The 23,186-nt window shown below is 68.2% G+C and carries 23 protein-coding genes and 2 riboswitches; of the genes, 12 read left to right on the forward strand and 11 right to left on the reverse strand.

Features of this window, described 5'->3' with window-relative positions:
• Positions 1–3: 3 nt before the first annotated feature.
• Together DWQ67_RS09685 and DWQ67_RS09690 are read left to right on the forward strand one after the other, a co-directional pair.
• A complete protein-coding gene (locus tag DWQ67_RS09685) occupies positions 4–1,338 on the forward strand; it encodes a Dyp-type peroxidase (protein WP_121485390.1) in 1,335 nt (444 codons plus the stop codon).
• A 47-nt stretch (positions 1,339–1,385) separates the two neighbouring features.
• Entirely contained in the window at positions 1,386–1,604 is a 219-nt protein-coding gene (locus DWQ67_RS09690) for a helix-hairpin-helix domain-containing protein (RefSeq protein WP_121485391.1), read from the forward strand.
• Positions 1,605–1,626: 22 nt separating this feature from the next.
• On the opposite strand, the gene DWQ67_RS09695 is transcribed toward DWQ67_RS09690, so the two are convergent.
• Positions 1,627–2,151, reverse strand: a complete 525-nt coding sequence (locus DWQ67_RS09695) for a MarR family winged helix-turn-helix transcriptional regulator (protein WP_233556030.1) — start codon at positions 2,149–2,151, stop codon at positions 1,627–1,629.
• 126 nt (positions 2,152–2,277) lie between these two features.
• Here DWQ67_RS09695 and DWQ67_RS09700 point away from each other — a divergent pair, with 126 nt between their 5' ends.
• Genes DWQ67_RS09700 through DWQ67_RS09710 form a run of 3 tightly spaced genes read left to right on the forward strand, consistent with a single transcriptional unit; the run spans position 2,278 to position 5,570 of the window.
• Positions 2,278–3,402 carry a glutathione S-transferase family protein gene (locus DWQ67_RS09700; RefSeq protein WP_121485474.1) on the forward strand — a complete coding sequence of 375 codons (1,125 nt, stop codon included), beginning with the start codon at positions 2,278–2,280 and terminating at the stop codon, positions 3,400–3,402.
• 55 nt (positions 3,403–3,457) lie between these two features.
• Positions 3,458–4,360, forward strand: coding sequence for an RNase H family protein (locus DWQ67_RS09705; RefSeq protein ID WP_121485392.1), 903 nt, complete (start codon positions 3,458–3,460; stop codon positions 4,358–4,360).
• Positions 4,361–4,418: 58 nt separating this feature from the next.
• On the forward strand, positions 4,419–5,570 hold the full coding sequence (locus tag DWQ67_RS09710; RefSeq protein WP_121485393.1) for a serine hydrolase domain-containing protein: 1,152 nt from the start codon (positions 4,419–4,421) through the stop codon (positions 5,568–5,570).
• Here the strand turns inward: DWQ67_RS09710 and DWQ67_RS09715 are convergent.
• Together DWQ67_RS09715 and DWQ67_RS09720 are read right to left on the reverse strand one after the other, a co-directional pair.
• The gene (locus tag DWQ67_RS09715) at positions 5,567–6,268 is read right to left on the reverse strand and encodes a hypothetical protein (protein WP_121485394.1); all 702 of its coding nucleotides are present in this window, start codon (positions 6,266–6,268) and stop codon (positions 5,567–5,569) included. The two genes, DWQ67_RS09710 and DWQ67_RS09715, sit on opposite strands and share 4 nt — an antisense overlap.
• Positions 6,265–6,573: a hypothetical protein gene (locus DWQ67_RS09720; protein WP_121485395.1), complete on the reverse strand. Its 309-nt coding sequence runs from the start codon at positions 6,571–6,573 to the stop codon at positions 6,265–6,267. Before DWQ67_RS09720 ends, DWQ67_RS09715 begins: the two co-directional genes overlap by 4 nt.
• Before the next feature lie 95 nt (positions 6,574–6,668).
• On the opposite strand from DWQ67_RS09720, the gene DWQ67_RS09725 reads away from it, so the two are divergent.
• The 6 genes from DWQ67_RS09725 (at position 6,669) to DWQ67_RS09750 (ending at position 14,155) form a co-directional block, all read left to right on the forward strand.
• Complete coding sequence (locus DWQ67_RS09725; RefSeq protein WP_121485396.1) at positions 6,669–7,454, forward strand: SGNH/GDSL hydrolase family protein; 786 nt, start codon at positions 6,669–6,671, stop codon at positions 7,452–7,454.
• A 48-nt stretch (positions 7,455–7,502) separates the two neighbouring features.
• Positions 7,503–7,721 carry a hypothetical protein gene (locus DWQ67_RS09730; RefSeq protein WP_121485397.1) on the forward strand — a complete coding sequence of 73 codons (219 nt, stop codon included), beginning with the start codon at positions 7,503–7,505 and terminating at the stop codon, positions 7,719–7,721.
• A gap of 90 nt (positions 7,722–7,811) precedes the next feature.
• Positions 7,812–7,907, forward strand: a riboswitch (glycine riboswitch).
• Positions 7,908–8,014: riboswitch (glycine riboswitch) on the forward strand.
• A 58-nt stretch (positions 8,015–8,072) separates the two neighbouring features.
• Positions 8,073–10,964, forward strand: a complete 2,892-nt coding sequence (gene gcvP / locus DWQ67_RS09735; RefSeq protein ID WP_121485398.1) for an aminomethyl-transferring glycine dehydrogenase — start codon at positions 8,073–8,075, stop codon at positions 10,962–10,964.
• 46 nt (positions 10,965–11,010) lie between these two features.
• Entirely contained in the window at positions 11,011–12,138 is a 1,128-nt protein-coding gene (gene gcvT, locus DWQ67_RS09740; RefSeq protein WP_121485399.1) for a glycine cleavage system aminomethyltransferase GcvT, read from the forward strand.
• A gap of 80 nt (positions 12,139–12,218) precedes the next feature.
• Positions 12,219–12,602, forward strand: a complete 384-nt coding sequence (gcvH, locus tag DWQ67_RS09745) for a glycine cleavage system protein GcvH (RefSeq protein WP_121485400.1) — start codon at positions 12,219–12,221, stop codon at positions 12,600–12,602.
• 125 nt (positions 12,603–12,727) lie between these two features.
• A complete protein-coding gene (locus DWQ67_RS09750; protein ID WP_121485401.1) occupies positions 12,728–14,155 on the forward strand; it encodes an L-serine ammonia-lyase in 1,428 nt (475 codons plus the stop codon).
• A 7-nt stretch (positions 14,156–14,162) separates the two neighbouring features.
• Here DWQ67_RS09750 and DWQ67_RS09755 read toward each other — a convergent pair whose 3' ends face one another.
• The 8 genes from DWQ67_RS09755 to DWQ67_RS09790 all read right to left on the reverse strand — a co-directional run bounded on the left by DWQ67_RS09755 (position 14,163) and on the right by DWQ67_RS09790 (position 21,698).
• Positions 14,163–14,540 carry a hypothetical protein gene (locus tag DWQ67_RS09755; protein ID WP_121485402.1) on the reverse strand — a complete coding sequence of 126 codons (378 nt, stop codon included), beginning with the start codon at positions 14,538–14,540 and terminating at the stop codon, positions 14,163–14,165.
• 64 nt (positions 14,541–14,604) lie between these two features.
• Entirely contained in the window at positions 14,605–14,868 is a 264-nt protein-coding gene (locus DWQ67_RS09760; RefSeq protein ID WP_121485403.1) for a hypothetical protein, read from the reverse strand.
• Positions 14,869–14,907: 39 nt separating this feature from the next.
• On the reverse strand, positions 14,908–16,314 hold the full coding sequence (locus DWQ67_RS09765) for an NAD(P)/FAD-dependent oxidoreductase (RefSeq protein ID WP_121485404.1): 1,407 nt from the start codon (positions 16,312–16,314) through the stop codon (positions 14,908–14,910).
• Between the two features lie 9 nt (positions 16,315–16,323).
• Positions 16,324–17,820 (reverse strand): aminobutyraldehyde dehydrogenase, encoded by a 1,497-nt coding sequence (locus DWQ67_RS09770; RefSeq protein WP_121485405.1) that lies wholly within the window; start codon positions 17,818–17,820, stop codon positions 16,324–16,326.
• Between the two features lie 33 nt (positions 17,821–17,853).
• A complete protein-coding gene (locus DWQ67_RS09775; protein ID WP_121485406.1) occupies positions 17,854–18,243 on the reverse strand; it encodes a cupin domain-containing protein in 390 nt (129 codons plus the stop codon).
• Positions 18,240–19,709, reverse strand: a complete 1,470-nt coding sequence (locus DWQ67_RS09780) for an NAD(P)/FAD-dependent oxidoreductase (RefSeq protein WP_121485407.1) — start codon at positions 19,707–19,709, stop codon at positions 18,240–18,242. Before DWQ67_RS09780 ends, DWQ67_RS09775 begins: the two co-directional genes overlap by 4 nt.
• A gap of 103 nt (positions 19,710–19,812) precedes the next feature.
• Positions 19,813–21,219 carry an aspartate aminotransferase family protein gene (locus DWQ67_RS09785; RefSeq protein WP_121485408.1) on the reverse strand — a complete coding sequence of 469 codons (1,407 nt, stop codon included), beginning with the start codon at positions 21,217–21,219 and terminating at the stop codon, positions 19,813–19,815.
• Positions 21,216–21,698: an Lrp/AsnC family transcriptional regulator gene (locus tag DWQ67_RS09790; RefSeq protein WP_121485409.1), complete on the reverse strand. Its 483-nt coding sequence runs from the start codon at positions 21,696–21,698 to the stop codon at positions 21,216–21,218. Before DWQ67_RS09790 ends, DWQ67_RS09785 begins: the two co-directional genes overlap by 4 nt.
• Positions 21,699–21,911: 213 nt before the next feature.
• On the opposite strand from DWQ67_RS09790, the gene DWQ67_RS09795 reads away from it, so the two are divergent.
• On the forward strand, positions 21,912–23,165 hold the full coding sequence (locus DWQ67_RS09795; protein ID WP_121485410.1) for a polyamine ABC transporter substrate-binding protein: 1,254 nt from the start codon (positions 21,912–21,914) through the stop codon (positions 23,163–23,165).
• The last annotated feature ends 21 nt before the right edge of the window (positions 23,166–23,186 follow it).

The following is a 23,186-nucleotide window of genomic DNA, read 5'->3' on the forward strand; positions in this document are numbered from 1 at the left end:
GACATGACTGACGATCAGCACACTGCAGACCCCGCCGCGGACGCTCCGCGGCGGGGCACGGATCGTCGCTCCCTCCTTCGCGGCGGCCTCTTGGCCGCCGCGGGGGCGGCCGCCGGGGCCGGTTTTGGCCTGGCCGGTGGGGCGGCGTTTTCTTCCCAAGGCGGCGGGGCGGGCGGCGCAGTGCCCGACGCCGTGGGGGCGAGTCCCAGCGCGGCCCCGGTGGGGTCCGCGGACGTTCCCGGCGGGCGCGGCTCGGTGGCCTCGGGATCCCTCGGCACGGCGACGATTGCCGTGTCTGAGGCGGGACGCCAGGCCGGAGTGCACACGCCGCCCGGCGCGCATGCCATCTACCGGGCCTACAACGTCAAGAAGGGGATGGGTGCCCAGCGCATCAAGGGCTGGCTTCGCCTGCTCAGTGATGATATCTCCCGGCTCATGCGGGGCACCGAGGTGCTCGCGGACGTCGAGCCGGAATTGGGGGAGGCCCCGGCTTCCCTGACCATCACGCTGGGACTGGGCCGCGGCCTGGTGCGCGCGGTGGGTGCCACCCCTCCGCGCTGGCTTGCGCCACTGCCCGCCTACAAGATTGACCGCCTCGACGCCCGTTGGGGTGAGGCGGACATGGTGTTGCAGCTGACCTGTGATGACCCGCTGACCCTGGCGCACGCCGACCGCGTGCTTCAACGGGAGAGCGCGCCCTTTGGTGAGGTGGCCTGGGTGCAGGAGGGGTTCCGGCACGCCCGCGGCGCCCGGCCGGACGGCACCACCATGCGCAATCTCTTTGGGCAGGTGGATGGCACCAGCAATCCTGTGCCCGGAACCCCGGACTTTGACCAGTTGGTGTGGCGCACCGGTGCCGGGGCGTTTGGGCAGGGCGGGACCTCCCTGGTCCTGCGGCGCATCGCCATGAACCTGGACACGTGGGATGAGGTGGACCGCTCGGCGCGGGAGAACTCGATGGGACGCACGCTCAAGGACGGCGGCCCCGTGACAGGCGGAGCCGAACGCGACGAGCCGGACTTTGAGGCCAAGCGCGGGTTGGTGACGGTGATCCCGGACTTTGCCCACGTGCGTCGGTCCCGGACCGGCAACGATGCCGAGCGCATCTATCGACGCGGTTTCAACTACGCGGACCCCGGGGCCAGCGGTCATGACCGCGCGGGGCTGCTCTTCGCTTCCTTCCAGGCGGACCCGATGAAGCAATTTCATCCCATCCAGGCCCGCCTGGCACAGATGGATCTGCTCAACGAGTGGACCGTGCCCGTGGGCTCGGCGGTGTTCTGGATCCCACCCGCGGCAAGCGAGGGTGGCTTCTTGGGGGAGGGGCTGTTCACCTGATGGTCGCCGCCTGACGCGGGGGTGAGCGCCCGTCTAGGCTCGGCCGCATGAGTGAACAGGAACATGCGGCGGACCTGACGGAGTTCCCGCGCGAGATTGGCCGGCCGGCCGCCAGGGCCCTGATCCAGGCCGGGTTCGCCACCTGGGCGGTGCTCAGCGGGCAGAAGCGGGCGGACGTCGCGGCTCTGCACGGCGTGGGCCCCAAGGCCATGCGTGAGCTGGACGAGGGGCTGGATCAGCGCGGCCTGGCCTGGGTGGCCGGCTGATCAGGCCCGCCCGCCTGCCCGGTTAGTTTGCCCGGTTCGCGGCCTGGTGCACCTTGCGCAGGGCACTGGCCAACGCGCGCTGTTCCTCCACGGTGAGCGTGTCAAAGAGGGTCTCGCGGATGAAGGTGACGTGCTGCGGGGCGGCGGCCTCGATGGCCTCCCAGCCCAGCTGCGTCAGGTGCACGTCATGCCCGCGCTTGTCGCACAGCGAGGCCACGCGCTCGATGAACCCCTTGGCCTCCATGCGGCGCAGCAGGTGGGAGAGTCGGCTGCGCTCCCAGCCAAGGTCCGCCGCGGCGTCCCCGGCTCGCAACTGGCGCCCCGGCGCCTCAGAGAGCGTGGAGAGCACCGAATACTCTCCGGTGGAGAGCCCGGCGTCTTGGCTGAGCTGGCGGTCGAGTGCGGGTGGGTAGCCCCACATGAACTCGCGCACGGCGAGCCAGGTCTGTTGTTCCTCTTCGCTGAGCCAGCGGGTGACTCCTGCGCACGCATCTGAGCGCTCCAAGGTGGGGAGCGGATCTACTGCGGTTTGTTCTGCGACGTGCACTACAACGACCTCCTCGATGTTGACGTGTCAATCATCTCACGGGAGACTCAAGACAACAACGTCAGCGGGACACCCACCATGCGCGCGGGCCGCGGCGATCACAGCCGGGCACGCCAGGAGGCATTGATGAGCCAGGAAAAGCACTCCCCAGAGCACTCAACGAAGGGCGCGTACGTCCACTCCGGCGACGAGTTTGCGCGGGATACCAACTACATCGAGGACAGGATCGTGGCGGATCCGGAGGCCATCCTGGCCGCGCCAGCGCCCGGCCCATCCAAGGTTGGCACCGTGGGCGCTGGCCTCACTCCCGGCGCCACGGCCTGGCCCGTGGAGGCAGGGCGGTACCGGCTCGTGGCCGCCCGCGCCTGCCCGTGGGCCAACCGCACGCTCATTGTGCGCCGCTTGCTTGGCCTGGAGGATGCCCTCTCCGTGGCCCTGCCCGGCCCCACGCATGACGCCCGCTCGTGGACCTTTGATCTGGATCCGGGCGGCGTGGACCCCGTGCTTGGCACCGAGCGCGTGCAGCAGAACTACTTCAAGCGCTTCCCTGACTACCCGCGTGGCATCACCGTGCCTGCCATCGTGGACGTGCCAAGCGGCGCCGTGGTGACCAATGATTACCCCCAGATCACGCTGGACCTCTCCACCCAGTGGCGGCAGTTCCACCGCGAGGGCGCCCCGGATCTGCTGCCCGCAGAGCTGCTGGATGACATGTGGCCCGTGATGACGCGAATCTTCACGGAGGTCAACAACGGCGTGTATCGCTGCGGTTTCGCTGGGTCCCAGGAGGCCTACAACGCCGCCTACGAGCGGCTCTGGGTGGCCATGGATTGGCTGGAGGAGCGCCTCTCCACGCGCCGCTACCTGATGGGGGAGAGCATCACGGAGGCGGACGTGCGCCTCTTCACCACCTTGGCCCGCTTTGATCCCGTCTATCACGGGCACTTCAAGACCAACCGCAACAAGCTGGAGGAGATGCCGGCGCTGTGGGGCTACGCCAGGGACCTGTTCCAGACCCCCGGCTTTGGCGACACCATCGACTTTGAGCAGATCAAGCGCCACTACTACGTGGTCCACGAGGACATCAATCCCACGCAGATTGTGCCGCTTGGCCCGGACCTCTCCGGCTGGCTGGAGCCGCACCAGCGCGAGCGGCTGGGCGGGAATCCCTTTGGCAAGGGAACCGCGCCGGGGCCGGTGCGCGCCGCAGAGCGCGTGGCCGCCGGGCATAACCCGCTCTACCCGGCCTGAACCGGCGCGGAGGACGCAACTGCGCGGCGTCGGGCTCCTGTGATTGCATAGAAACATGACGATCATCGCGGCGGCGGACGGCAGCGCCCTGGGTAATCCGGGCCCTGCCGGCTGGGCTTGGTACATGAACGATTCCAGCTGGCACGCCGGCGGGTGGAAGCACGGCACCAACAACATGGGTGAGCTCATGGCCGTGCTTGACCTGCTGCACTCCACCGCGCACCGCGCCGAGGAGCCGCTGCAGATCCTGTGCGATTCGCAGTACGTCATCAACTCGGTCACCAAGTGGATGAAGGGCTGGAAGAAGAAGGGCTGGAAGAAGGCGGACGGCAAGCCCGTCCTGAACCTGGACCTGCTCAAGGACATTGACGCGGCGTTGGTGGGCCGCACCGTCTCCTTTGAGTGGGTCAAGGGTCATGCAGGCCACCCCCTCAACGAGGCCGCGGATGACCGCGCGCGCGGCGCGGCCACCGCCTACCAGGCGGGCAAGGCCCCGGACGCTGGCCCGGGTTTTGTGGCGGACGGTGAGGTGCCGGCACCGTCAGCGCCCGACGCCGCTGGGTCGGCTCCCGCTGACAGCGCCACTTTGGAGGGCCTGGACCAGGGGACGGGGTCGCTCGCGGACCCGGCGCAGATTGCCCTGACCCTCGAGGCAGAGGTGATGGACGCCGTGGAACGCTCCGATCCCGAGACGCTGCGCTTCCTGCTCTCGCCGGCCTTCCGGGCCGTGGGGGCCAACGGGACGTTGCTGGATCGCGACTCCTTGAGCGCCGCGGAGGCCGCACGCCCGGCCGTGGACGGGGTGGAACGGCTGGCCGAGGATGCCACCACGCCGGAGCTAGTCCAGCTCGCATACCGGGTGTATCGCGGCGCGCAGGGCTCCGTCATCACCTCCTGGTGGCGCCTAGAACACGGGCGCTGGCGTTGCTTCTTCCGCCAGGAGACCGTGCTGGCCTAGCCGCCGCTCCTGACGCCTGCACTGCCCGCTTCATCTTCATTTCGAGAGGATTCACTTCATGCAGCAAGGCCTGATTGCCCCCGGATTCGAGGGCGTCGCCGCCCTCCTGACCCAGGCGGCGGAGCAGGATCCGCACCAGCGCGCTCAACTAAGCGTCATGGTGGGCGGGGTGCCCGTGGTGGACCTGGCCGTAGGTGAGGGGCTCGGCACGGAGGACATGACCGGCATCTTCTCCATCTCCAAGGGGCTGGGTTCGTTGGTGATCGCCCTGCTGGTCCAGCGTGGGCAGCTGGACCCGCGCGCCACGGTGGCCTCCCTGTGGCCGGAGTTTGCCGCCGCGGGCAAGGAAGCGGTCACGGTGGAGCAGCTCCTGAGTCATCAGGCCGGACTGCTTGGAGTGCACGGCGGCCTGGCCATCGAGGACTACCTCGATTCCCGGCGGGCCGCCGCGGTTCTGGCAGACATGGCTCCGGCCTGGGAGCCGGGCACCGCCGTGGCCTATCACGCCATGACCTTTGGCGTTTTTGTGGAGGAGCTGGTCCGCCGCATCACGGGGCGCACCGCCCAAGAGATCTTCGAGGAGGAGCTGCGCGCGCCCGTGGCGGCCAGCGCCTGGCTTGGCCTGCCCCAGGAGCAGGAGCACCGCTACCGCCCCATTCCCGAGGTGCAGATGCCCCCGGCCTTCATTGACCCGTTCGGATTGCAGGGGCTCTCGCTGAACTCCACGGCGGGCTTCATCGACGAGCAGGGTCAGCGCACCTACAACCTGTTGCAGGTGCCCAATCTGCGCGCGGTGCGGGAACAGGCCCCGCTCTCCGTGGGCGGCGTGGCCAGTGCCCGCGGCTTGGCGCAGGTGTTCGCCGGGGCAGTGACCGGGCTGGAGGTGGACGGAGCGGTGCGTGAGCCGGTCCTGAGCGCGCAGACCGTGGCGGAGGTGGGGCGCGGGCGCGTGTTCGGCGTGGACTGCGCCTCCGGCTCTACCCAGAGCTTTGGCCTGGGATTCATCCGCTCCAACCCCGCCTTTGACTTCGGTTCCGCCCAGGCCGTGGGCCACGACGGAGCCAACGGGTCCTTGGCCTTTGCCGATCCGGCGTGGGGCGTGTCCTTCGCGTACCTCCCGTTTGTGCCCCAGCCGGGCGGCAACGGGACGCTGGCGCAGCGCCTCACGGTGGCGGTGCGCCAGGCGCTCATGTCCCAGATGGCCAGCTAGCCCCTTCGCGGCGCCCAGGGCTGCCCGGCCTGAGGCCAGGCCTCGCTGACCATGATCCCCTCGTGGCGCGCGATCAGGGCCGCTGCGCCGCGCACCGTCACCGCGGCCTCCGAGGACTCGTCCCAGGAACGGTGGGAGAGAAGCAGATCAGCGACCAGGTCCGCTTCCTGGGCGGAGGAGGCCAGGACGGCGACCATGCGGTAGCGATCCTCCAGGCCGCGGTGGCGCACCACCAGGGCCGCCGGCCAGCCGGGTGTGCCCGCCAGCCCCACATGAGCCACCGGCCGTCCTCCCGCATCCTCCACGGCCGCGCGCCACGGCGTGCCAAAGAACGGGGTCAGCGCCTCATCCGCCGCCGGGGCGCGGCGGGGGTGAGCCGAGCCGGAAGCCAGCACATCGCCGTCGGCCGTCAGGGCCCAGTGCACCAAACCCAGCTGGTCCAACAAGGCGCCAGCCTCGTCCAGGACCCGGGCGCGCAGGCTCGCGGAGCCCAGGGTGCCGGGAGTGAGCTCCCATCGCGGCGCGGTCTCGTTGGCGAGGCGCCGCACGGCCTCCGCAGCCGCCAGCGCCTCCTCCGGGTCCGCGGGGGTGTCCACGCTGAGCCGAACGCCGCGCACCTCAAAAGCCTGGCCGCTCAGGCCGGGAACGGCCGAGTGGGGTTGCTGCTCCAGCTGTGGTTCGTCGCCAATCGTGGTCATGCCGCCGCCTCCGCGAGGTGTGTCGATGTGCCAGCGGAGCGGGCGCTCACCCTGGCCGTGATCTCCGCGGTTCGCCCGCTGAGAAGCGTTCCGGAGCCGACGGCGCGCCAGCCGCTCCCCGTGGTGCTGACGCCGGTGTGCGTTCCGACCGAGCCAAGCGTCGTCGAGCCGCCAAGCCCGGTGTTTGAGGTGGGGGTGACGGAGGAGGCGGTGGTGCTCGGCGTGCTGGTGGAGAGTCCAAGTGCGCCTGCGGCGGCGAGGCCGACCGATGCCACTCCGAGGAGGAGCCGCTGGGGGAAGTTCATGTCTCTACCCTTCAGTGCCATCCTGTGCCCCCGCTGGGATAGGACTGCGGGCCGGGCGTGACTTTGCGCCACCCGGCCGGGTTTAGGCTGGGCCCGTGGAATTTTCGCAGCGATACCTGGCCCTTGGAGACTCGTTCACGGAGGGCGTTGGCGATCCCGACCCCACGCGCCCCAATGAGGTGCGCGGCTGGGCGGACCGCGTAGCGGAGCAACTCTGCGCCAGCGGCGAGGGCTGGGGTTATGCCAACCTCGCGATTCGCGGCAAGAAGATTCCGCAGGTGCTCTCGGAGCAGATCGACGCGGCGGTGAAGCTGCGCCCCACCGTGGTCACTCTCTATGCCGGCGGCAACGACATCATGCGGCCTAAGGTGGACATCACTCAGCTGGTGCTTGGCTACGCCGGGGCGGTGCGCCGGCTGCAGGACGTGGGCGCGCGCGTCATCATCTTCACGGGCTTTGACGCCTCCAAGTCGGCGCTCTTTGGCACCCTGGTGGGCCGCACCGCCCTCTACAACGAGCGCATCCGGGAGGTCGCGGACGTGACCGGTGCGGAGCTGGCCGACTACTGGCGCTGGCGCGAATTCTCTGACCTGGGCTACTGGGCCGTGGACCGCCTCCACATGAACGAGCGCGGCCACGAGCTGATGAGCCGCCGGGTGCTGGGGGTGATGGGGCAGCCACTCGAGGGCAAGGACCCGGAACCGCTGACCCGCCCACAAATGAACAGGGTGGAGTCCGCCCGGGACACCAGCAAGTGGGCCGTGGACTACATGGGCCCGTGGGTGCAGCGCCGCCTCAAGGGCACCTCTTCCGGCGACGGGCTCAGCGCCAAGTACCCGGAGTGGATCAGCCTTGGCGCGGACGGGACCGTTTCCCGCTAGGCTCCGTCTGGGTCCCCTCAAGCGAACGTCACGATCGGAGCACTCACTATGGAAGCAAAGGGCTCGGAGCCACAACCGGCGAACCCGGCCGTACTCATGGCCGTCCTGGTGACGACCCCGGTGATCGTGTTTATCGCGATGACTTTTGCCGATTTCTCGCTTGAGATGCGATTGCTGGTGGCGGGCGGGCTCTTGGTCGCCGACCTGGTGGCGTTGTACCTGCTGCGCAGGGCCCGCCAGAAGCGGGGCTCCGCGACCAAGGAGTAGCGCCCGCCCGCAATGTGGCGCAGCAGACACCGCTCGTCGTAGACTGGTCAGCGTGAGCGCGCGAGCAGAGATCGCGCGTGAGCAAGCTGTCGACCCGCAGCGGGAGAGTCCCGCCCCGCATGGGTGGGCGCCGTAGGAGCAATCCCTCCCCGGGAAACTCTCAGGCACCCGCACCGCTGTGGAGAGGCAACCCTGGAAAGCGGTCCGCCGGCGTGCCGGTCCGGACCCACCGACGGTGCAAGCGCTCGCAGTTGGGCGCGGAATCTCTCAGGTCCGGATACAGGGTGGGGAGGACGTATCCCGGTGCCGGGATGCATCGCACTGCCCCACTGAGTCCCCGGGAGAGCAACGATGACCGTCCACGAATCCGTCTTCGCCGATCGCCACATCGGCCCCCAGGGGGATGATCGCGAGGAGATGCTCGCGGCCCTCGGCTACAGCTCGCTCGACGCGCTCGTCGACGCCGCCGTCCCCGCCTCCATCCGCGCCAAGCGCCCGCTTGATCTGGCCGCCCCGCTCAGCGAGGACGAGGCCCTGGCCCGCCTCAAGGAGTACGCCGGCCGCAACGTGCAGCGCGCACAGATGATTGGGCAGGGCTTCTTCGACACCCTCACGCCCGCCGTGATCCGCCGCAACGTCGTGGAGAATCCTGCCTGGTACACGGCCTACACGCCCTACCAGCCGGAGATCTCCCAGGGCCGCCTTGAGGCCCTCCTGAACTTCCAGACCATGGTGGAGGACCTGACGGGCCTGCCCATCGCCAACGCCTCCCTGCTGGACGAAGCCTCCGCCGTGGCAGAGGCCGTGCTGCTCATGCGCCGCGTGACCAAGGCCAAGCCGAACGCCATCACGGTGCTGGACGCGGACCTGTACCCGCAGTCCATCAACGTGGTCCAGGGCCGCGCCAAGGCCCTGGGCTTTGAGGTGGTGGTTGCGGACCTGTCCAAGGGCCTTCCGGAGGGCGAGCTGAGCGGCATTGTGCTGCAGCAGCCCGGCGATTCCGGCCGCATCGCGGACCACTCCGCCCTCATCAAGGAAGCCCACGAGCGCGGGGCCCAGGTCACCGTCGCCGCGGACATCCTCTCCCTGACCCTGATCACGCCTCCCGGCGAGCAGGGCGCTGACGTGGCCGTGGGCAATACCCAGCGCTTTGGCGTCCCGCTCTTCTTCGGTGGACCGCACGCCGCCTACATGGCGGTGCGCAGCGGCCTGGAGCGCAACCTGCCCGGCCGCCTGGTGGGCGTCTCCAAGGACGCCACGGGCCTGCCCGCCTACCGCCTCTCCCTGCAGACCCGCGAGCAGCACATCCGCCGCGAGAAGGCCACCTCCAACATCTGCACGGCTCAGGCCCTGCTGGCCGTCGTGGCCTCGATGTACGCGGTCTACCACGGGCCGGGCGGCCTCAAGGCGATTGCCCAGCGCGTGCACGGCCGCGCAGAGGCCATCGCCGCCGGCGCCGTGGCCGCGGGCGCCACGCTCTTCACCGATTCCTTCTTTGACACGGTGCGCCTGAGCGCCCCGGGTCAGGCAGCCGCGCTGGTCGCCGCCGCGGACGCCGCCGGGATCAACATCCGTGGCATCGACGCCGACACGGTGTCCGTCTCCGCTGACGAGGCCACCACGGCCGCCCACGTGGACGCGCTGGTGCGCGCCATCGCCCAGGTGCTCGGTGCGGAAGGCGACGCAGCCGCCCAGGCCGCGAACGCCGTCGTGCGCTCTGAAACCGGCTCCCAGGCCGGCATGGAGCGCACCTCCGAGTTCATGACCCACCAGATCTTCCACAGCATGCGCTCAGAGACGCAGATGATGCGCTACCTGCGCCGCCTCTCCGATCGCGACCTGGCGCTGGATCGGACCATGATCCCGCTGGGCTCCTGCACCATGAAGCTCAACGCCGCCGCGGAGATGGAGTCCATCACGTGGCCTGAGTTTGCGGGCATCCACCCGTTTGCTCCCGCCGAGCAGACCATGGGCTGGCGCGAGCTGATCGCGGACCTGGAGGACGCGCTCACGGAGATCACCGGGTACGCCGGCGTCTCGCTGCAGCCCAACGCCGGCTCGCAGGGTGAATACGCGGGCCTGCTGGCCATCCGCGACTTCCACATCGCCAACGGCGACACCGAGCGCGACGTCTGCCTCATCCCCGCCTCCGCCCACGGCACCAACGCGGCCTCCGCCGTGCTGGCAGGCCTGCGCGTGGTGGTGGTTGCCACCGCGGATGACGGCACCGTCGACACCGCGGACCTGGACGCCAAGATTGCCGCTCACCACGACGGCATCGCAGCGATCATGATCACCTACCCCTCCACGCACGGCGTGTATGAGGAGGAGGTGGTGGACGTGACCGCCAAGGTGCACGCCGCCGGCGGGCAGGTCTACATCGACGGCGCCAACATGAACGCCCTGGTTGGCCTGGCCCAGCCGGGTCAATTTGGCGGGGACGTGTCCCACCTGAACCTGCACAAGACCTTCTGCATCCCGCACGGCGGCGGCGGCCCCGGCGTGGGCCCGGTGGCCGTGGCGGAGCACCTGCTGCCGTTCCTGCCCGGGTCCTCCATCCACCGCTCCTCTGAGGAGATGGACTCCCGCACGGGCGCCCCGGTCGCCTCCGCGACCTTTGGCTCCGCCGGCGTGCTGCCCATCTCCTGGGCCTACGTGGCCATGATGGGCGCCGAGGGCCTGACGGAGGCCACCAAGAACGCGCTGCTTGGCGCCAACTACGTGGCCCGCCGCCTCACCGAGGCCTTCCCCGTGCTGTACACGGGCAAGGACGGCCTGGTGGCACACGAGTGCATCCTTGACCTGCGCGAGCTCACGGCCAAGACCGGCGTGACGGCGGAGGACGTGGCCAAGCGCCTGGTGGACTTTGGCTTCCACGCCCCCACCCTGGCCTTCCCGGTGGCCGGCACCCTCATGGTGGAGCCCACCGAGTCAGAGGACAAGGGGGAGCTGGATCGCTTCATCAACGCGATGCTCGCGGTTCGTGCGGAAATCGATGAGGTGGCCGACGGCGTGCACACGCTGGAGGGCTCACCGTTGCGTCAGGCTCCGCACACCGCCGCGACGGTCATCAACTCCGGGTGGGAGCGCTCCTACACCCGCGAGCAGGCGGCCTTCCCAGGTCACACCAAGCGCCAGGACAAGTACTTCCCGCCGGTGGGTCGCATTGACCAGGCCGCGGGAGATCGCAACCTGATCTGCTCCTGCCCCCCGCCCGAGGCCTTCGAGGAAGCCGGCGCCTAAGCGCCGCCACTCCAAGACCACCAGACCTGAGCCTGAGGAGCAGCACATGAGCACCATCTCCCGTCATACCGCACTTCACCCGCAGCACGAGGCCCTCGGGGCGTCCTTCACCGACTTTGGTGGCTGGGACATGCCCCTGCGGTACGGCTCCGAGCTGGCGGAGCACAAGGCCGTCCGCGAGGCCGCCGGCCTCTTTGACCTCTCCCACATGGGAGAGGTGCGCGTCAGCGGGCCGGACGCCGCGGCGTTCCTGAACACCGCGCTGGCAGGCAACCTGGCCCTGGTCAAGGTCGGCAAGGCCAAGTACTCCATGATCCTGGCCCAGGACGGCGGCATCATCGACGACCTGATCACCTACCGCCTGGACCAGACCGAGTTCCTGGTGGTTCCCAACGCGGGCAACGCCCCCGTGGTGTTTGAGGCACTCACCGAGCGCGCGGCCGGCTTCGACGTGACGGTCGTCAACGAGTCTGATGAGACCTCGCTTGTCGCGGTGCAGGGCCCGGCCGCGGAGGCCCTCCTGCTGGGGCTTGCCCCGGAGAGCGACCAGGACGCCATTCGGGACATGCCGTACTACGCGGCCGCCACGGTGAGCATCGCTGGCCTCTCCATCCTGTTGGCCCGCACGGGCTACACGGGCGAGGACGGCTTTGAGCTGTACGTGCCCAACGCCCAGGCCGGCGCCCTCTGGGACGCCGTCCTGGCTGCGGGCACCGAAAACGGCCTCATCCCGGCCGGCCTGGCCGCCCGCGATTCCTTGCGCCTGGAGGCTGGCATGCCGCTCTATGGCAACGAGCTTGGCCTGAGCATCAGCCCGCTGCAGGCCTCGCTTGGCCCCGTGGTCTCCTTGAAGAAGGAGGAGCGCTTTGTGGGCCGGGAGGCCTTCGAGGCCGCCAAGGCCGCGGGCCACGGCAGCACCACCGGCCGCAAGCTGGTGGGCCTGAAGGGCCTGGGCCGCCGCGCGGCGCGCCAGGGCTACGCCGTCTCCAAGGATGGCGTGGTGATCGGTGAGGTCACCTCAGGGCAGCCCTCGCCCACCCTCGGCTACCCGGTCGCCATGGCCTTCCTCGACGTGGAGCACGCCGAGCCCGGCACCGTGGTTGATGCGGATCTGCGCGGCAAGGCAGAGCCCTTCGAGGTTGTCGCACTGCCGTTCTACTCGCGTCAGAAGTAGTCTTTTCAGCAACGGGGTGTTCCGCCCCGGAGCCCACCCGTTTCAGCCAGCCCCCAATACCTGAAGTCAGGAGCCCCATCGTGAGCGCCGTTAAGTCCAGCCTTCGCTATTCCGCAGAGCACGAGTGGATCGACGAGTCCACCCCCGCCCGCGTCGGCATCTCCCAGGTCGCAGCCGATGCGCTGGGCGACGTGGTCTACGTCGACCTGCCCGCCGTCGGCGACGCGCTGGTGGCCGGCACCACCTGCGGTGAGGTGGAGTCCACCAAGTCGGTATCGGATCTGTACTCGCCCGTCTCCGGCACCGTCGTCGAGGTCAACCAGGCCGCGATCGATGATCCGGCGCTGCTGAACTCTGATCCGTACAACGCCGGCTGGCTGTTCACGGTGGAGGTAGAGACCGAGGGCGCGCTGCTCACGGCCTCCGAGTACGCCTCCGCCAACGGCGGCAACGTCGTCGACTGATTGACCAGGTGAGGCGCGGCCCCGGCCGCACCGTCATCGCCAGAACGCCCCGGGGACAACCACCTCGGGGCGTTTCTCCCGGCACCGATCGGTGTTCGGACCCCGTTAGGCAAGGAGTGCACCCCGTGTACCTGAGCATCTTCGATCTCTTCTCCGTGGGCCTTGGCCCCAGCTCCTCCCACACCGTGGGCCCCCTTCGCGCTGGCGCGGACTTTGTCCAGCGACTCGCACAGGAGGCCACCCTGCCCAGCGTCGCCGGCCTCAAGGTGGACGTTTACGGCTCCCTGTCCGCGACTGGCCGCGGCCACGGTACCTTCCCGGCCATCCTGCTTGGCTTGGAGGGGTACAAGGTGGAGGAGATCGGTCCGGAGCAGGCGGAGGCCCGCTACGCGGCGTGGGACGCAGGGGAACCGCTGCTGCTCGGCGCGCAGGTGACCGAGAACGCGGGCGTCGCCTTGGATTATCGCGTCGCTGACATGATCCAGCACCCGCTGACGGTGCTGCCGCGCCACACCAATGGCCTGCGCATCCAGGCCTTGGATGCGAGCGGTGCCGTGCTGGCGGACGAGACCTACTTCTCCATCGGCGGCGGCTTCATTGAGCGTCAGGGTGAGGGCGCCGCGCAGACGGGCGGCCACCTCGAGGTTGCGGAGCCCTATCCCTTTAACACCGGTGTGGAGCTGCTGGAGCAGTGCACCCGCCATGGCCTGAGCATCTCCGAGGTCGCGATGGCCAACGAGACCTCCTCCCGCACGCGGGAGGAAGTAGAGGCCGGCATCGACCACCTCTGGGACGTGATGGAGGCCTGCAAGGAATCTGCCCTGAGCAGGACCGGAACGCTGCCCGGGGGACTCAACGTGCGCCGTCGGGCACCGGAATGGCACGCCCGCCTGCTCGCGGAGGACACCAACCGCGACTTTGAGTACTGGCAGGAGTGGGTCAACCTCGTGGCGCTGGCCGTCAACGAGGAGAACGCGACGGGCGGCCGCATCGTCACCGCGCCCACCAACGGCGCCGCCGGCATCATCCCCGCGGTGGGCTTCTACGCCACGCACTACGCCAAGGCTTGCCGCGGCAAGGAGGAGGGTGTGCAGCGCGAGCAGGTGCGCCGCTACCTGCTCACCGCCGCCGCGATCGGCAATCTGTATAAGAAGCAGGCCTCCATCTCCGGCGCGGAGGTGGGCTGTCAGGGCGAGGTCGGCTCCGCGTCCTCCATGGCCGCAGCCGGCCTGGCGGAGGTGCTTGGTGGCACGCCGGAGCAGGTGGCCAACGCCGCGGAGATCGCCATGGAGCACAACCTTGGCCTGACCTGTGATCCCATCGGCGGGCTGGTGCAGATCCCCTGCATCGAGCGCAACGCCATTGCCTCCGCCAAGGCCGTGAACGCCTCACGCATGGCCATGATGGGAGACGGCGACCACCGTGTCAGCCTGGACGAGGTCATCATCACGATGCGCGAGACCGGCAAGGACATGAGCGAGAAGTACAAGGAGACCGCGCGCGGCGGCCTGGCCACCAACGGCGCGCTGACCGTCAACATCGTGGAGTGCTGAGCGGGTCTTAGACCTGCACGACGGCGGGCGCCGCGCGGCGCAGGGTCGTGACGACCCCGCGGTTGGTCACGGTGGTGACGGGGCCGTCGGTGCGCACCACCAGTTCCCCGGCAAAGCAGTCCACCGTGAGGTCGGTGACGGCGCGGGCGCCCTCATCGGCGCTCCACTCCATGGTTCGAATGCCGGTGTCCTCCGTGCTCCAGACCGGGCCGTCCACGGCCAGGATCCGGAAACGGGGGTTATTGCTGACCCCGTTGGGCACAATGAGCGCGCCGGCCGCCGGGTGGGCGGGCAGCTGCACAAACGTCCACTGGCCGGTTCGCACCGCCCGCCCATCCATGGTGACGGACTCCACGGCGTACTCGAGGTGCTCGGGGTTGCTCATGCTTCCACGGTAGCCCCGGCGACCGCGGCGTGGAAGAAGCCCGGCCCGCGAGGCGCTACGGCGGCTAGGCCCACTTCTGACCGATTTCGTCGTGCAACTGCTGGGTCTTCTGCACCATGAGCACGCCCTTCTTCATGGACGTCTCCAGGCCCACCGCGGTGGCCACCGCCAGGATGGCGTCGCGCTGCTCAGGGTACTCGTCGGCGTCCCCGCCGTCCCACAGCTCCAGCCACTGATCCGTGGGGTCATCGCTGCCGTTGTCTGCCCAGACCTGGCAGATCAGATCAAGCTCGGCCTGCGTCATGGGACGGGTGGGGGTTGCGTACATGGTGGGATCCCGCTTTCGTCAAAAAGGGTGGTGGTTTTTTTAGTGCCCGCGCCCCGACAGGGCGTTGGCAGCGTGAGCCCACCAACGCGTCGTCGAGCCGCGCCTGTCCTCTGATCTGTCCGCGCCGTAGAAGAGCGCATACATGGCATGCACCGCGATCCAGCGCAGCGGCTCCGGCTCCCACTTGCGCACTGTGCGGTTCACCCACGGCATGCGGACCCGTTCAGTGTCCCAGCCCAAAACCAGGTCCGCAAGCGTCTGCCCGGCCACGTTCGTGGCCGTGACGCCGGTGCCCACGTAGCCGCCGGCCCAGCCCAGCCCCGTGGCAGGATCCAGGCCCACGGTGGATTTCCAATTGCGCGGCACGCCAAGCACGCCGGACCACGCGTGCTCAATCCCCACGCCAGTGGTGCCCGGGAACATGGAGTGCAGTTGGCGGCTCAGCGCCGCTACGGTCTCCGGGGGAGTATCCCCGTCCAGGTCCGTCGCCGAACCGTACTTGTACGGCTTGCCGCGCCCGCCGATCGCGATGCGCCCGTCCTTGGTGCGCTGCAGATACACGTAGCCGTGGGCCATGTCCTCCAGCGTCTCCGCGCCTTGCCAGCCCATCTCCTCCCACAGCGTGTCCCCGAGCGGCTCGGTGACGATCATGGAGGAGTTCATGGGCAGCCAGTCCCGCTTGAGGCCCTTGATGGACGCGGTGAAACCCTCGGTGCAGCGCAGCAGCTGCGCCGCGCGCACCGTACCTCGATCCGTCACTGCCCTGGCGGTGAGCGCTCCGGCGGGCTGGCCCGCCGCGCGGCCCTCCAGGGAGAGCACGGTGGTGCCCTCATAGATCGTGACACCCAAGCGCTCGACGGCGTGTGCCAGGCCGCGTGCCAAACGCGCGGGTTGGATGCGGGCGCAGTGGGGAACGTACATGCCGCCCAGGGCTCCCGCGACCCTGACGCGCTGATTGGTCTCCGCCGCGCTGAGCAGCACGGCCTCATCCTCCGGCCATGACTCCTCATGCTTGGCCTCCGCCAGCAGGCGCCCCAGCTGGGCGGGATTGCGGGCCACCAGGAGCTCGCCGCCCTTCACGTAGTGCGCGTCGATGCCCTCGGCTGCGCAGACCCGGCCCACCTCGTCCACGGCCTCGTTAAAGATCTCCTGGAAGCGGCCCACCGTGGCGCGCCCCACCCGCTTGGCGTCATCCTCACGCCCGCCGGTGATGGAGTTGGCCACCCAGCCGCCGTTGCGCCCGGAGGCGCCGTAGCCCACATGATGGGCCTCCAGCACGGCGATGCGCAGAGCGGGATCCGCCTTGGCCAGGTAGTAGGCGCTCCACAGGCCTGTGTAGCCGGCGCCCACGATCGCCACGTCCACGTCTAGGTCCCCGTCGAGGGCGGGACGGGGCGGCTCCGGATCCAGTTGGGAGAACCAGAAGGAGACCTCCCCGTTGCGCATGGCGAGGCCCTACTTGGCGGTGCGGTCGGTGAAGACGGTGTCCTGCCAGGCGCGGCGGGGCCCCTCCTCCTGGTTGATCAGGACGTGCTTAACCTGCGTGTATTCCTCGAAGGAGTACATGCTCATGTCCTTGCCAAAGCCGGAGTCCTTGTACCCGCCGTGGGGCATCTCCGAGAGGATGGAGATGTGGTCGTTGATCCACACGCAACCGGCCTGGATGCGGCTGGAGGCGCGCATGGCGCGGTTCACGTCGCGGGTCCAGGCGGAGGCGGCCAGGCCGTACGGGGTGTCATTGGCCAACTCGTAGGCTTCCTCCTCCGTTTCAAAGGGCAGCGCCACCAGGACTGGACCAAACACCTCGTCCTGCACAATCTCCGAGTCCTGCGCACAATCGACGATCAGGGTGGGGCGGTAGAAGTAGCCGTCCAGCTCCGGGATAGTGCCGCCGGCCAGGACCGTGGCGCCGGCCTCGCGGGCACGGTCCACCATCCCGGCGATCTTGTCGCGGTGCACCTGGGAGACCTGCGAGCCCATGTCCGTGTCAGGATCCTGCGGGTCACCGACCACCATGGCGTCCATCAGCTGCGCCACGCGCGCCGTGAACTTCTCAAACACGGAGGAGTGCACATAGGCGCGGGTGGCCGCCGTGCAGTCCTGGCCCGCGTTGATGGTGGAGCCACCCACGGCCCCCTGCGCCGCAGCCTCCACGTCAGCATCCGCAAAGACCACCAGCGGGGCCTTGCCGCCCAACTCCAGGTGCACGCGCATGCCCTTCTCTGAGGCCATGGACATGATCTGGCGGCCCACCGCGGTGGAGCCAGTGAAGGAGCTCATCCGCACATCCGGGTGGCGCACCAGCTGCGCGCCCACCAGGGTGCCGCGGCCCACCACCACGTTCACGACGCCGGCTGGCAACCCGGCAGCCGTGGCCGCCTCCGCAAAGAGCAGGCTGGTGCCCGGGGTAATCTCCGCCGGCTTCAGAACAATGGTGTTCCCGGCCGCGATGGCGGGCAGGATCTTCCACGCCGCCATCTGCAGCGGGTAGTTCCACGGCGCGATGGAGCCCACCACGCCGATGGACTCGCGGCGCACAAAGCTGGTGGTATTGCCCACGTAGTCCGCTGCGGCCAGGCCGGCCAGGTGGCGCGCGGCCCCGGCAAAGAACTCCGCATTGTCCACGGTGCCCGGCACATCAAACTCCGCAGACATGCGCAGGGTCTTGCCGGTCTGCGCCGTCTCCACCGCGGCCAGCAGCTCCGCCCGCGCGTCCAACTCCTTGGCCAGCGCGGCCACGTGCGCGCTGCGCTCGCCCGGGGTGAGCGCCGCCCACGCCGGCCAGGCCGCCTTGGCGGCCGCAACGGCGTCGTTCACGTCTTGCTCCGAGGCGTAGTCAACATATTCGGCCACCTGGGCGGTCGCCGGGTTCACCCGATCCCCGCCCTCGCCACCGCCGACGCGCCAGGCGCCGTTGATGAATTGGTGGCCCTGATCAAAGCTGTAGGTCATGGTGATGCTCCTGTGGTTAAGCAGTGTCAGAGGTTAGGCCATCTCAGGGGTGTGCGGCGCGAACCACACCTTGCGCAGTGCGGACGTCACCGTCCACGTGGTGTGCATGCCAGCGTGCAGGCGCACGATGGACCCGGGGATCAGGTGCAGGGTGCGCGCCGGCGCGCCCCCGAACGGCGCAATCAGCACCGTGCCCTCTCCAGCGGTGACCACAAACACCTCGTCCGCCTCCACATCCGTGGCGGTCCCCACGCTCATCTCCCAGAGGCCGTATTCGGCGCCGCCCAGGGTGCCCAACTCGGCGATTCCCGCCTGGGGAGCGCCGGTCAGGATCTCCTCGGGGGGCAGCGCCTCCAACTGCACGGGGCAGGCATTGGCGTCCACCACCAACTGACCGTTCAGGTGGCCGTTGCCGGGGTTCATGAGTCAAACCCCATGCCCACGGCGTCCATCACCTTCAGGAACGGCCCACGCTTGCCCTCATTCCGGTCAGCCTTGATCAGGCCGCGCGTCATGAGTTGCACGCCCATCCACGCCACCGGCTCCGGGGGGAAGGGCAACGGCTTCTTGCGCACCATCTTCAGGCGCGTCAGCTCCGTCTCCTGGCCTGAGAGCAGGTCAAGCATCACGTCCGCCGCAAAGCGCGTGGCGCCCACCCCCAGCCCGGTGAAGCCAGCCACCGAGGCCACCTTCTGGTGCAAGGCGGTGTCAAAGAAGGAGAAGAAGCGGCTGCAGGTATCGATGGCGCCGCCCCACGCGTGAGAGAACTTGACCTCACCCAACTGCGGGAAGGTGCCAAGGAAGTGCGCCGCGAGCTTGCGGTAGGTCTCCTCATGATGGTCATACTCCGGGCGCACTTGACGGCCAAAGTGGTACACGGCGTCGTAGCCGCCCCACAGGATGCGCAGGCGCCCCTGCGCATCGCGGGTGGTGCGGGAGTAGTGGAAGCGATTGGTCAGATCCGCCAGGCCCTGCCCGTTCTCCCACCCCAGCGCATCCTCCTGCTCCTGGGTGAGCGGCTCCGTCATCAGCGCGTAGTCATACACCGGCACCGTGAAGAGCCGGTTGCGTTTGATCAGCGAGGGGAACACATTGGTCGCCAGCGCCACGCGCGCGGCATGCACCCGCCCATTGGCCGCCGCCAACACCACGCCCTCGCTGTCCTCCTCCATGGAGGTGACCTGGGAGTACTCGTGAATCTGCACGCCAAGTTCAAGGCAGACCCGGCGCAGCTCCCAGGCGAGCTTGGCCGGGTTCAGCACCGCCGTCTCCGGCCGGTCCCAGTACCCGGCTAGGAAGAGGGGAGAGTTGATCTGGGCGCGCACGCCCTCCGCGTCCAGCAGATCCGGGTCCTGGGGGCCCTGGGCCATCTCGTGGATCCACTCCACCTCGTGGGGGTTGACGGCCACGTTGAGCGTTCCGACGCGTTCCCAATCGCAATCCATGGAGTAGCGGGCGATGCTCTGCCCCATCTCCTCCAGGTTCTTGAGGCCAAGCTGCGCCAGGAGCGGGTACTCCTCTGGCAGGTGCTTGAGGCCGTTGGCCTCGCCGTGCACCAGGGACGCATCGCAGAAGCCGCCGTTGCGCCCTGAGGCGGCCCAGCCGATCCGCTGGCCCTCAAGGAGCACGACGCCGCGGTGCGGGTCGCGCTCCTTGGCTCGCAGTGCGGTCCACAGGCCCGCGAAGCCCCCACCCACCACGGCAAGGTCTGTGTTGACCTCACCCTCCAGCGCCGGGAGCGGCGCCGGGCGGCCGGGGTCATCCAGCCAGTAGGGGGTGTGAGAGACGGCCTCGAGTGAGGCGTCGATACGCCCCGTGGGGATCTCTGCCTCCACCCTGTCGTAGGTCGTGGCGTGCTCGCGGTCGGGAGTGTTGTGGCCGCTGGGCATGGCTATCGCGTCCTTTGCGATGCTCCGGGAGAGTCCGGATGGTGTGCCGGGGTCGGAACCGGTGCAGCAGGGCTGCACCGGAACCCGGCAGGTGTTGCATGGATCAGATGTGGTTCTGAGCCTCTGTGAGGACCGAGCGCAGGATGGACTCGATCTCCGTGAACTCCGGCTGACCAATCGTCAGCGGCGGTGCCAGCTGAATCACCGGATCGCCGCGATCATCAGCGCGGCAGTACAGGCCGGCGTCATACAGGGCGGTGGAGAGGAACCCGCGCAACAGGCGCTCGGACTCGTCCTCGTTGAAGGTCTCCTTGGTGTTCTTGTCCTTGACTAGCTCGATGCCGTAGAAGTAACCGGCACCGCGCACGTCTCCCACGATGGGCAGGTCGAGGAGCTGAGAGAGCGTGGACTTGAACGCAGCGGCGTTGTCCTTCACGCGCTGGTTCAGGTTCTCGCGCTCAAAGATGTCCAGGTTGGCCAGCGCCACAGCAGCGGAGACGGGATGACCGCCAAAAGTATAGCCGTGGTAGAAGGTCGTCTCGCCCTTCGTGAACGGCTCAAAGAGACGGTCGGAGGCAATCATGGCGCCGATGGGTGCGTACCCGGAGGTCATGCCCTTGGCGCACGTGATGATGTCCGGCGTATAGCCAAAGTCCTGGCAGGCAAACATGGAGCCCACGCGGCCAAAGGCGCAGATGACCTCGTCGGAGACCAGGAGCACGTCGTTCTCGTCGCAGATCTCGCGCACGCGCTGGAAGTACCCGGGGGGAGGGGGGAAGCAGCCGCCGGAGTTCTGCACCGGCTCAAGGAAGACGGCGGCGATGGAGTCCGCGCCCTCAAACTCGATCTGCTCGCGGATGCGCTCAGCGGCCCAGTACCCAAACTCCTCCTCGTTCTCAGAGAAGGCCTCCGGGGCTCGGTAGAAGTTGGTATTGGGGACGCGGAAGGTGCCCGGAACCAGCGGCTCAAACGGGGTCTTCATGTCCGGAAGGGAGGTGATGGCCAGGGCGCCCTGCGGGGTGCCGTGATAAGCCAGCGCGCGGGAGATGACCTTGGTCTTGCCCGGCTTGCCCTGCAGCTTCCAGAACTGCTTGGCCAGCTTGAAGGCGGACTCAACGGCCTCACCGCCACCGGTGGTGAAGAACACGCGATTCAGGTCACCGGGAGCGTAGTTGGCCAGGCGCTCGGCCAGGTCAATGGCCGGCTCGTGGGCGTAGGACCACAGCGGCATGAAGGGCAGCTTCTCCGCCTGCTTGGCAGCGGCCTCCGCCAGCTCCTTGCGGCCGTGGCCCACCTGGACCACAAAGAGGCCGGCCAGGCCGTCAATGTACTTCTTGCCCGCGTCGTCAAAAATGTGGTGGCCCTCGCCGCGCACAATCGTGGGGATCTTGGCGTTGTTGTTCACGATGTTGGAGTGGCGTGCCATGTGCATCCACAGGTGATCGCGAGCCGCCTCGTGGCGAGGAGTGCCGGCCGGAGTGAGGTTGTTGGAACCGTTGGTCAGTGTCATCTTGTACCCCAGTTGTAGGTCTGTTTACGAAGGGAGAGATAAAGCAGCGTCTCGGTGGATTCCACCTGGTCGACGCTACGAATGTGGTTGATGATGCGTAGGAGGTCTTGGTCATCCGACGCCACGACCTCTGCCAGGACGTCATAGTGGCCAGCCACCACCACGCAGTAATCCACTTCGGGGAACTGCGCAATGAGATCCGCCGCCGCACGCATGTCGCCGCGGGTGCGTATCCCGATCATGGCCTGCCGTGCGAACCCCAATTGCGTGGGATCGGTCACGGCCACCACCTGAATCACCTGCGCCTCGATGAGACGCTGTACCCGCTGCCGTGTTGCCGCCTCGCTCAGGCCAACGGCCTTGCCAATGGCTGAGTATGAGCGGCGGCCGTCCTCCTGCAACTGCTCGATGATCGCCTTATTGGTGGTGTCCACGAAGGCGAGCTCGGAGCCGGAGTGCGGCGCGGGCGGATGGGACATCTGTGATCTACCTCCTGCAGCCCCGACTGGATGTGATGGGGCACACCACCGAGCCTAGCCCAGTGCAATCAGTTGCGGAACCCGTGACTCACAACGGAATCATTTCTGACTCCAAACATTTACGACGATTGCTATTGAGTTGTGACGCACGTCTCTGCCATGATCGCTGTGATCCCTCAGGGGGCCAGACCTGTATCGGGAGAGTGAGGAACCATGAGCGGACGCCGCGCTATGCCCCAGGAATTGCCCGGGGACCCGCTGGTGCGTGAGCTGATCACCGCTCAACTGGCCAGCCAACGCCTGGCCCGAAACGCCGTCTCCCGCCGCCGCGTGCTGGCCGGGGCCGGTGGCCTTGGGCTCGCGGCCCTCCTTGCGGCCTGCGGAACCAAACCCAAAGGCGCCGGCGCCAAACTCAGCCCGGCTCAGGACCTGTCGGCGTCCCAGAAGGAGCTGAACTGGGCCAACTGGACTCTCTACCTCGATGCGGATGATGACGGGAAGTACCCCTCCCTTGCCGCCTTCACCAAGCGCAGCGGCATCAAGGTCAACTACTCAGAGGACGTGGACGGCAACGACACGTATTACGGCAAGGTGCAGGGCCAGCTTTCCAGGGGCCTGAACACGGGCCGGGACATCATCACGCTGACGGACTGGATGGCCGGCCGCCTGATCCGCCAGGGCTGGGTCCAGGAACTGGATCACTCCAAGCTGCCCAATGTGGACAAGAACATGCTTCAGAACCTCAAGGATGTGGACTTTGACCTGGGGCGCAAGCACTCGGTGACCTGGCAGACCGGCTACGGCGGCATCTGCTGGAACAAGGCCAAGTACCCCAAGGGCCTCAAGAGCGTCTCTGACTTGTGGGCCCCGGAGCTCAAGGGCCGCGTCACCGCCCTGGATGAAATGCGGGACACCATGGGGCTGATCATGCTGGATCAGGGCGTGGACATTGCCCGGACCTGGGGGGATCAGGAGTTCGACACCGCCCTAGACACCCTGACCCAACAGATCCAGGACGGACAGATCCGCAAGGTGCAGGGCAACTCCTACAAGGAGGACCTCATCTCCGGTGATGCGCTGGCGGGCATCGTCTGGTCTGGGGACATCACCCAGCTCAATGCGGAGAACGGGGACCAGTGGGAGTTTGTGGTCCCGGAATCCGGCGGCACCCTGTGGAGCGATAACCTCATGGTCCCCATGGCCTCCCAGCAAAAGGGCAACGCCGAGAAGCTCATGAATTATTACTACGAGCCAGAGGTAGCCGCGTTGGTGGCCCAGTACGTGAACTACATCTGCCCGGTGAAGGGCGCCAAGGAGGCCATGGAGAAGCTGGATCCCGAGCTCGTCAACAATCCGCTCATCTTCCCCTCGGAGCAGGACCTGAGTCATGCGCACGTCTTCAGGTCTCTCACCCCGCCGGAGGAGAGCGACTACACGCTCAAGTTCCAGACGGCCATCGGGGCCTGATCTCTTAAACATGTTCCACGA

Source organism: Galactobacter caseinivorans, assembly GCF_003640665.1.
GTDB classification, from domain to species: Bacteria; Actinomycetota; Actinomycetes; order Actinomycetales; family Micrococcaceae; genus Galactobacter; species Galactobacter caseinivorans.

Coding starts and splice junctions, on each gene's coding strand:
- DWQ67_RS09760 (WP_121485403.1), bottom strand. CDS start 14,868: ATGTACGCAACCCCCACCCGTCCCATGACGCAGGCCGAGCTTGATCTG.
- gcvT (WP_121485399.1), top strand. CDS start 11,011: ATGAGCACCATCTCCCGTCATACCGCACTTCACCCGCAGCACGAGGCC.
- DWQ67_RS09795 (WP_121485410.1), top strand. CDS start 21,912: ATGAGCGGACGCCGCGCTATGCCCCAGGAATTGCCCGGGGACCCGCTG.
- DWQ67_RS09780 (WP_121485407.1), bottom strand. CDS start 19,709: ATGCCCAGCGGCCACAACACTCCCGACCGCGAGCACGCCACGACCTAC.
- DWQ67_RS09715 (WP_121485394.1), bottom strand. CDS start 6,268: ATGACCACGATTGGCGACGAACCACAGCTGGAGCAGCAACCCCACTCG.
- DWQ67_RS09700 (WP_121485474.1), top strand. CDS start 2,278: ATGAGCCAGGAAAAGCACTCCCCAGAGCACTCAACGAAGGGCGCGTAC.
- DWQ67_RS09685 (WP_121485390.1), top strand. CDS start 4: ATGACTGACGATCAGCACACTGCAGACCCCGCCGCGGACGCTCCGCGG.
- DWQ67_RS09705 (WP_121485392.1), top strand. CDS start 3,458: ATGACGATCATCGCGGCGGCGGACGGCAGCGCCCTGGGTAATCCGGGC.
- DWQ67_RS09775 (WP_121485406.1), bottom strand. CDS start 18,243: ATGAACCCCGGCAACGGCCACCTGAACGGTCAGTTGGTGGTGGACGCC.
- DWQ67_RS09755 (WP_121485402.1), bottom strand. CDS start 14,540: ATGAGCAACCCCGAGCACCTCGAGTACGCCGTGGAGTCCGTCACCATG.
- DWQ67_RS09690 (WP_121485391.1), top strand. CDS start 1,386: ATGAGTGAACAGGAACATGCGGCGGACCTGACGGAGTTCCCGCGCGAG.
- DWQ67_RS09720 (WP_121485395.1), bottom strand. CDS start 6,573: ATGAACTTCCCCCAGCGGCTCCTCCTCGGAGTGGCATCGGTCGGCCTC.
- DWQ67_RS09710 (WP_121485393.1), top strand. CDS start 4,419: ATGCAGCAAGGCCTGATTGCCCCCGGATTCGAGGGCGTCGCCGCCCTC.
- DWQ67_RS09765 (WP_121485404.1), bottom strand. CDS start 16,314: ATGCGCAACGGGGAGGTCTCCTTCTGGTTCTCCCAACTGGATCCGGAG.
- gcvP (WP_121485398.1), top strand. CDS start 8,073: ATGACCGTCCACGAATCCGTCTTCGCCGATCGCCACATCGGCCCCCAG.
- DWQ67_RS09770 (WP_121485405.1), bottom strand. CDS start 17,820: ATGACCTACAGCTTTGATCAGGGCCACCAATTCATCAACGGCGCCTGG.
- DWQ67_RS09785 (WP_121485408.1), bottom strand. CDS start 21,219: ATGACACTGACCAACGGTTCCAACAACCTCACTCCGGCCGGCACTCCT.
- DWQ67_RS09790 (WP_121485409.1), bottom strand. CDS start 21,698: ATGTCCCATCCGCCCGCGCCGCACTCCGGCTCCGAGCTCGCCTTCGTG.
- DWQ67_RS09730 (WP_121485397.1), top strand. CDS start 7,503: ATGGAAGCAAAGGGCTCGGAGCCACAACCGGCGAACCCGGCCGTACTC.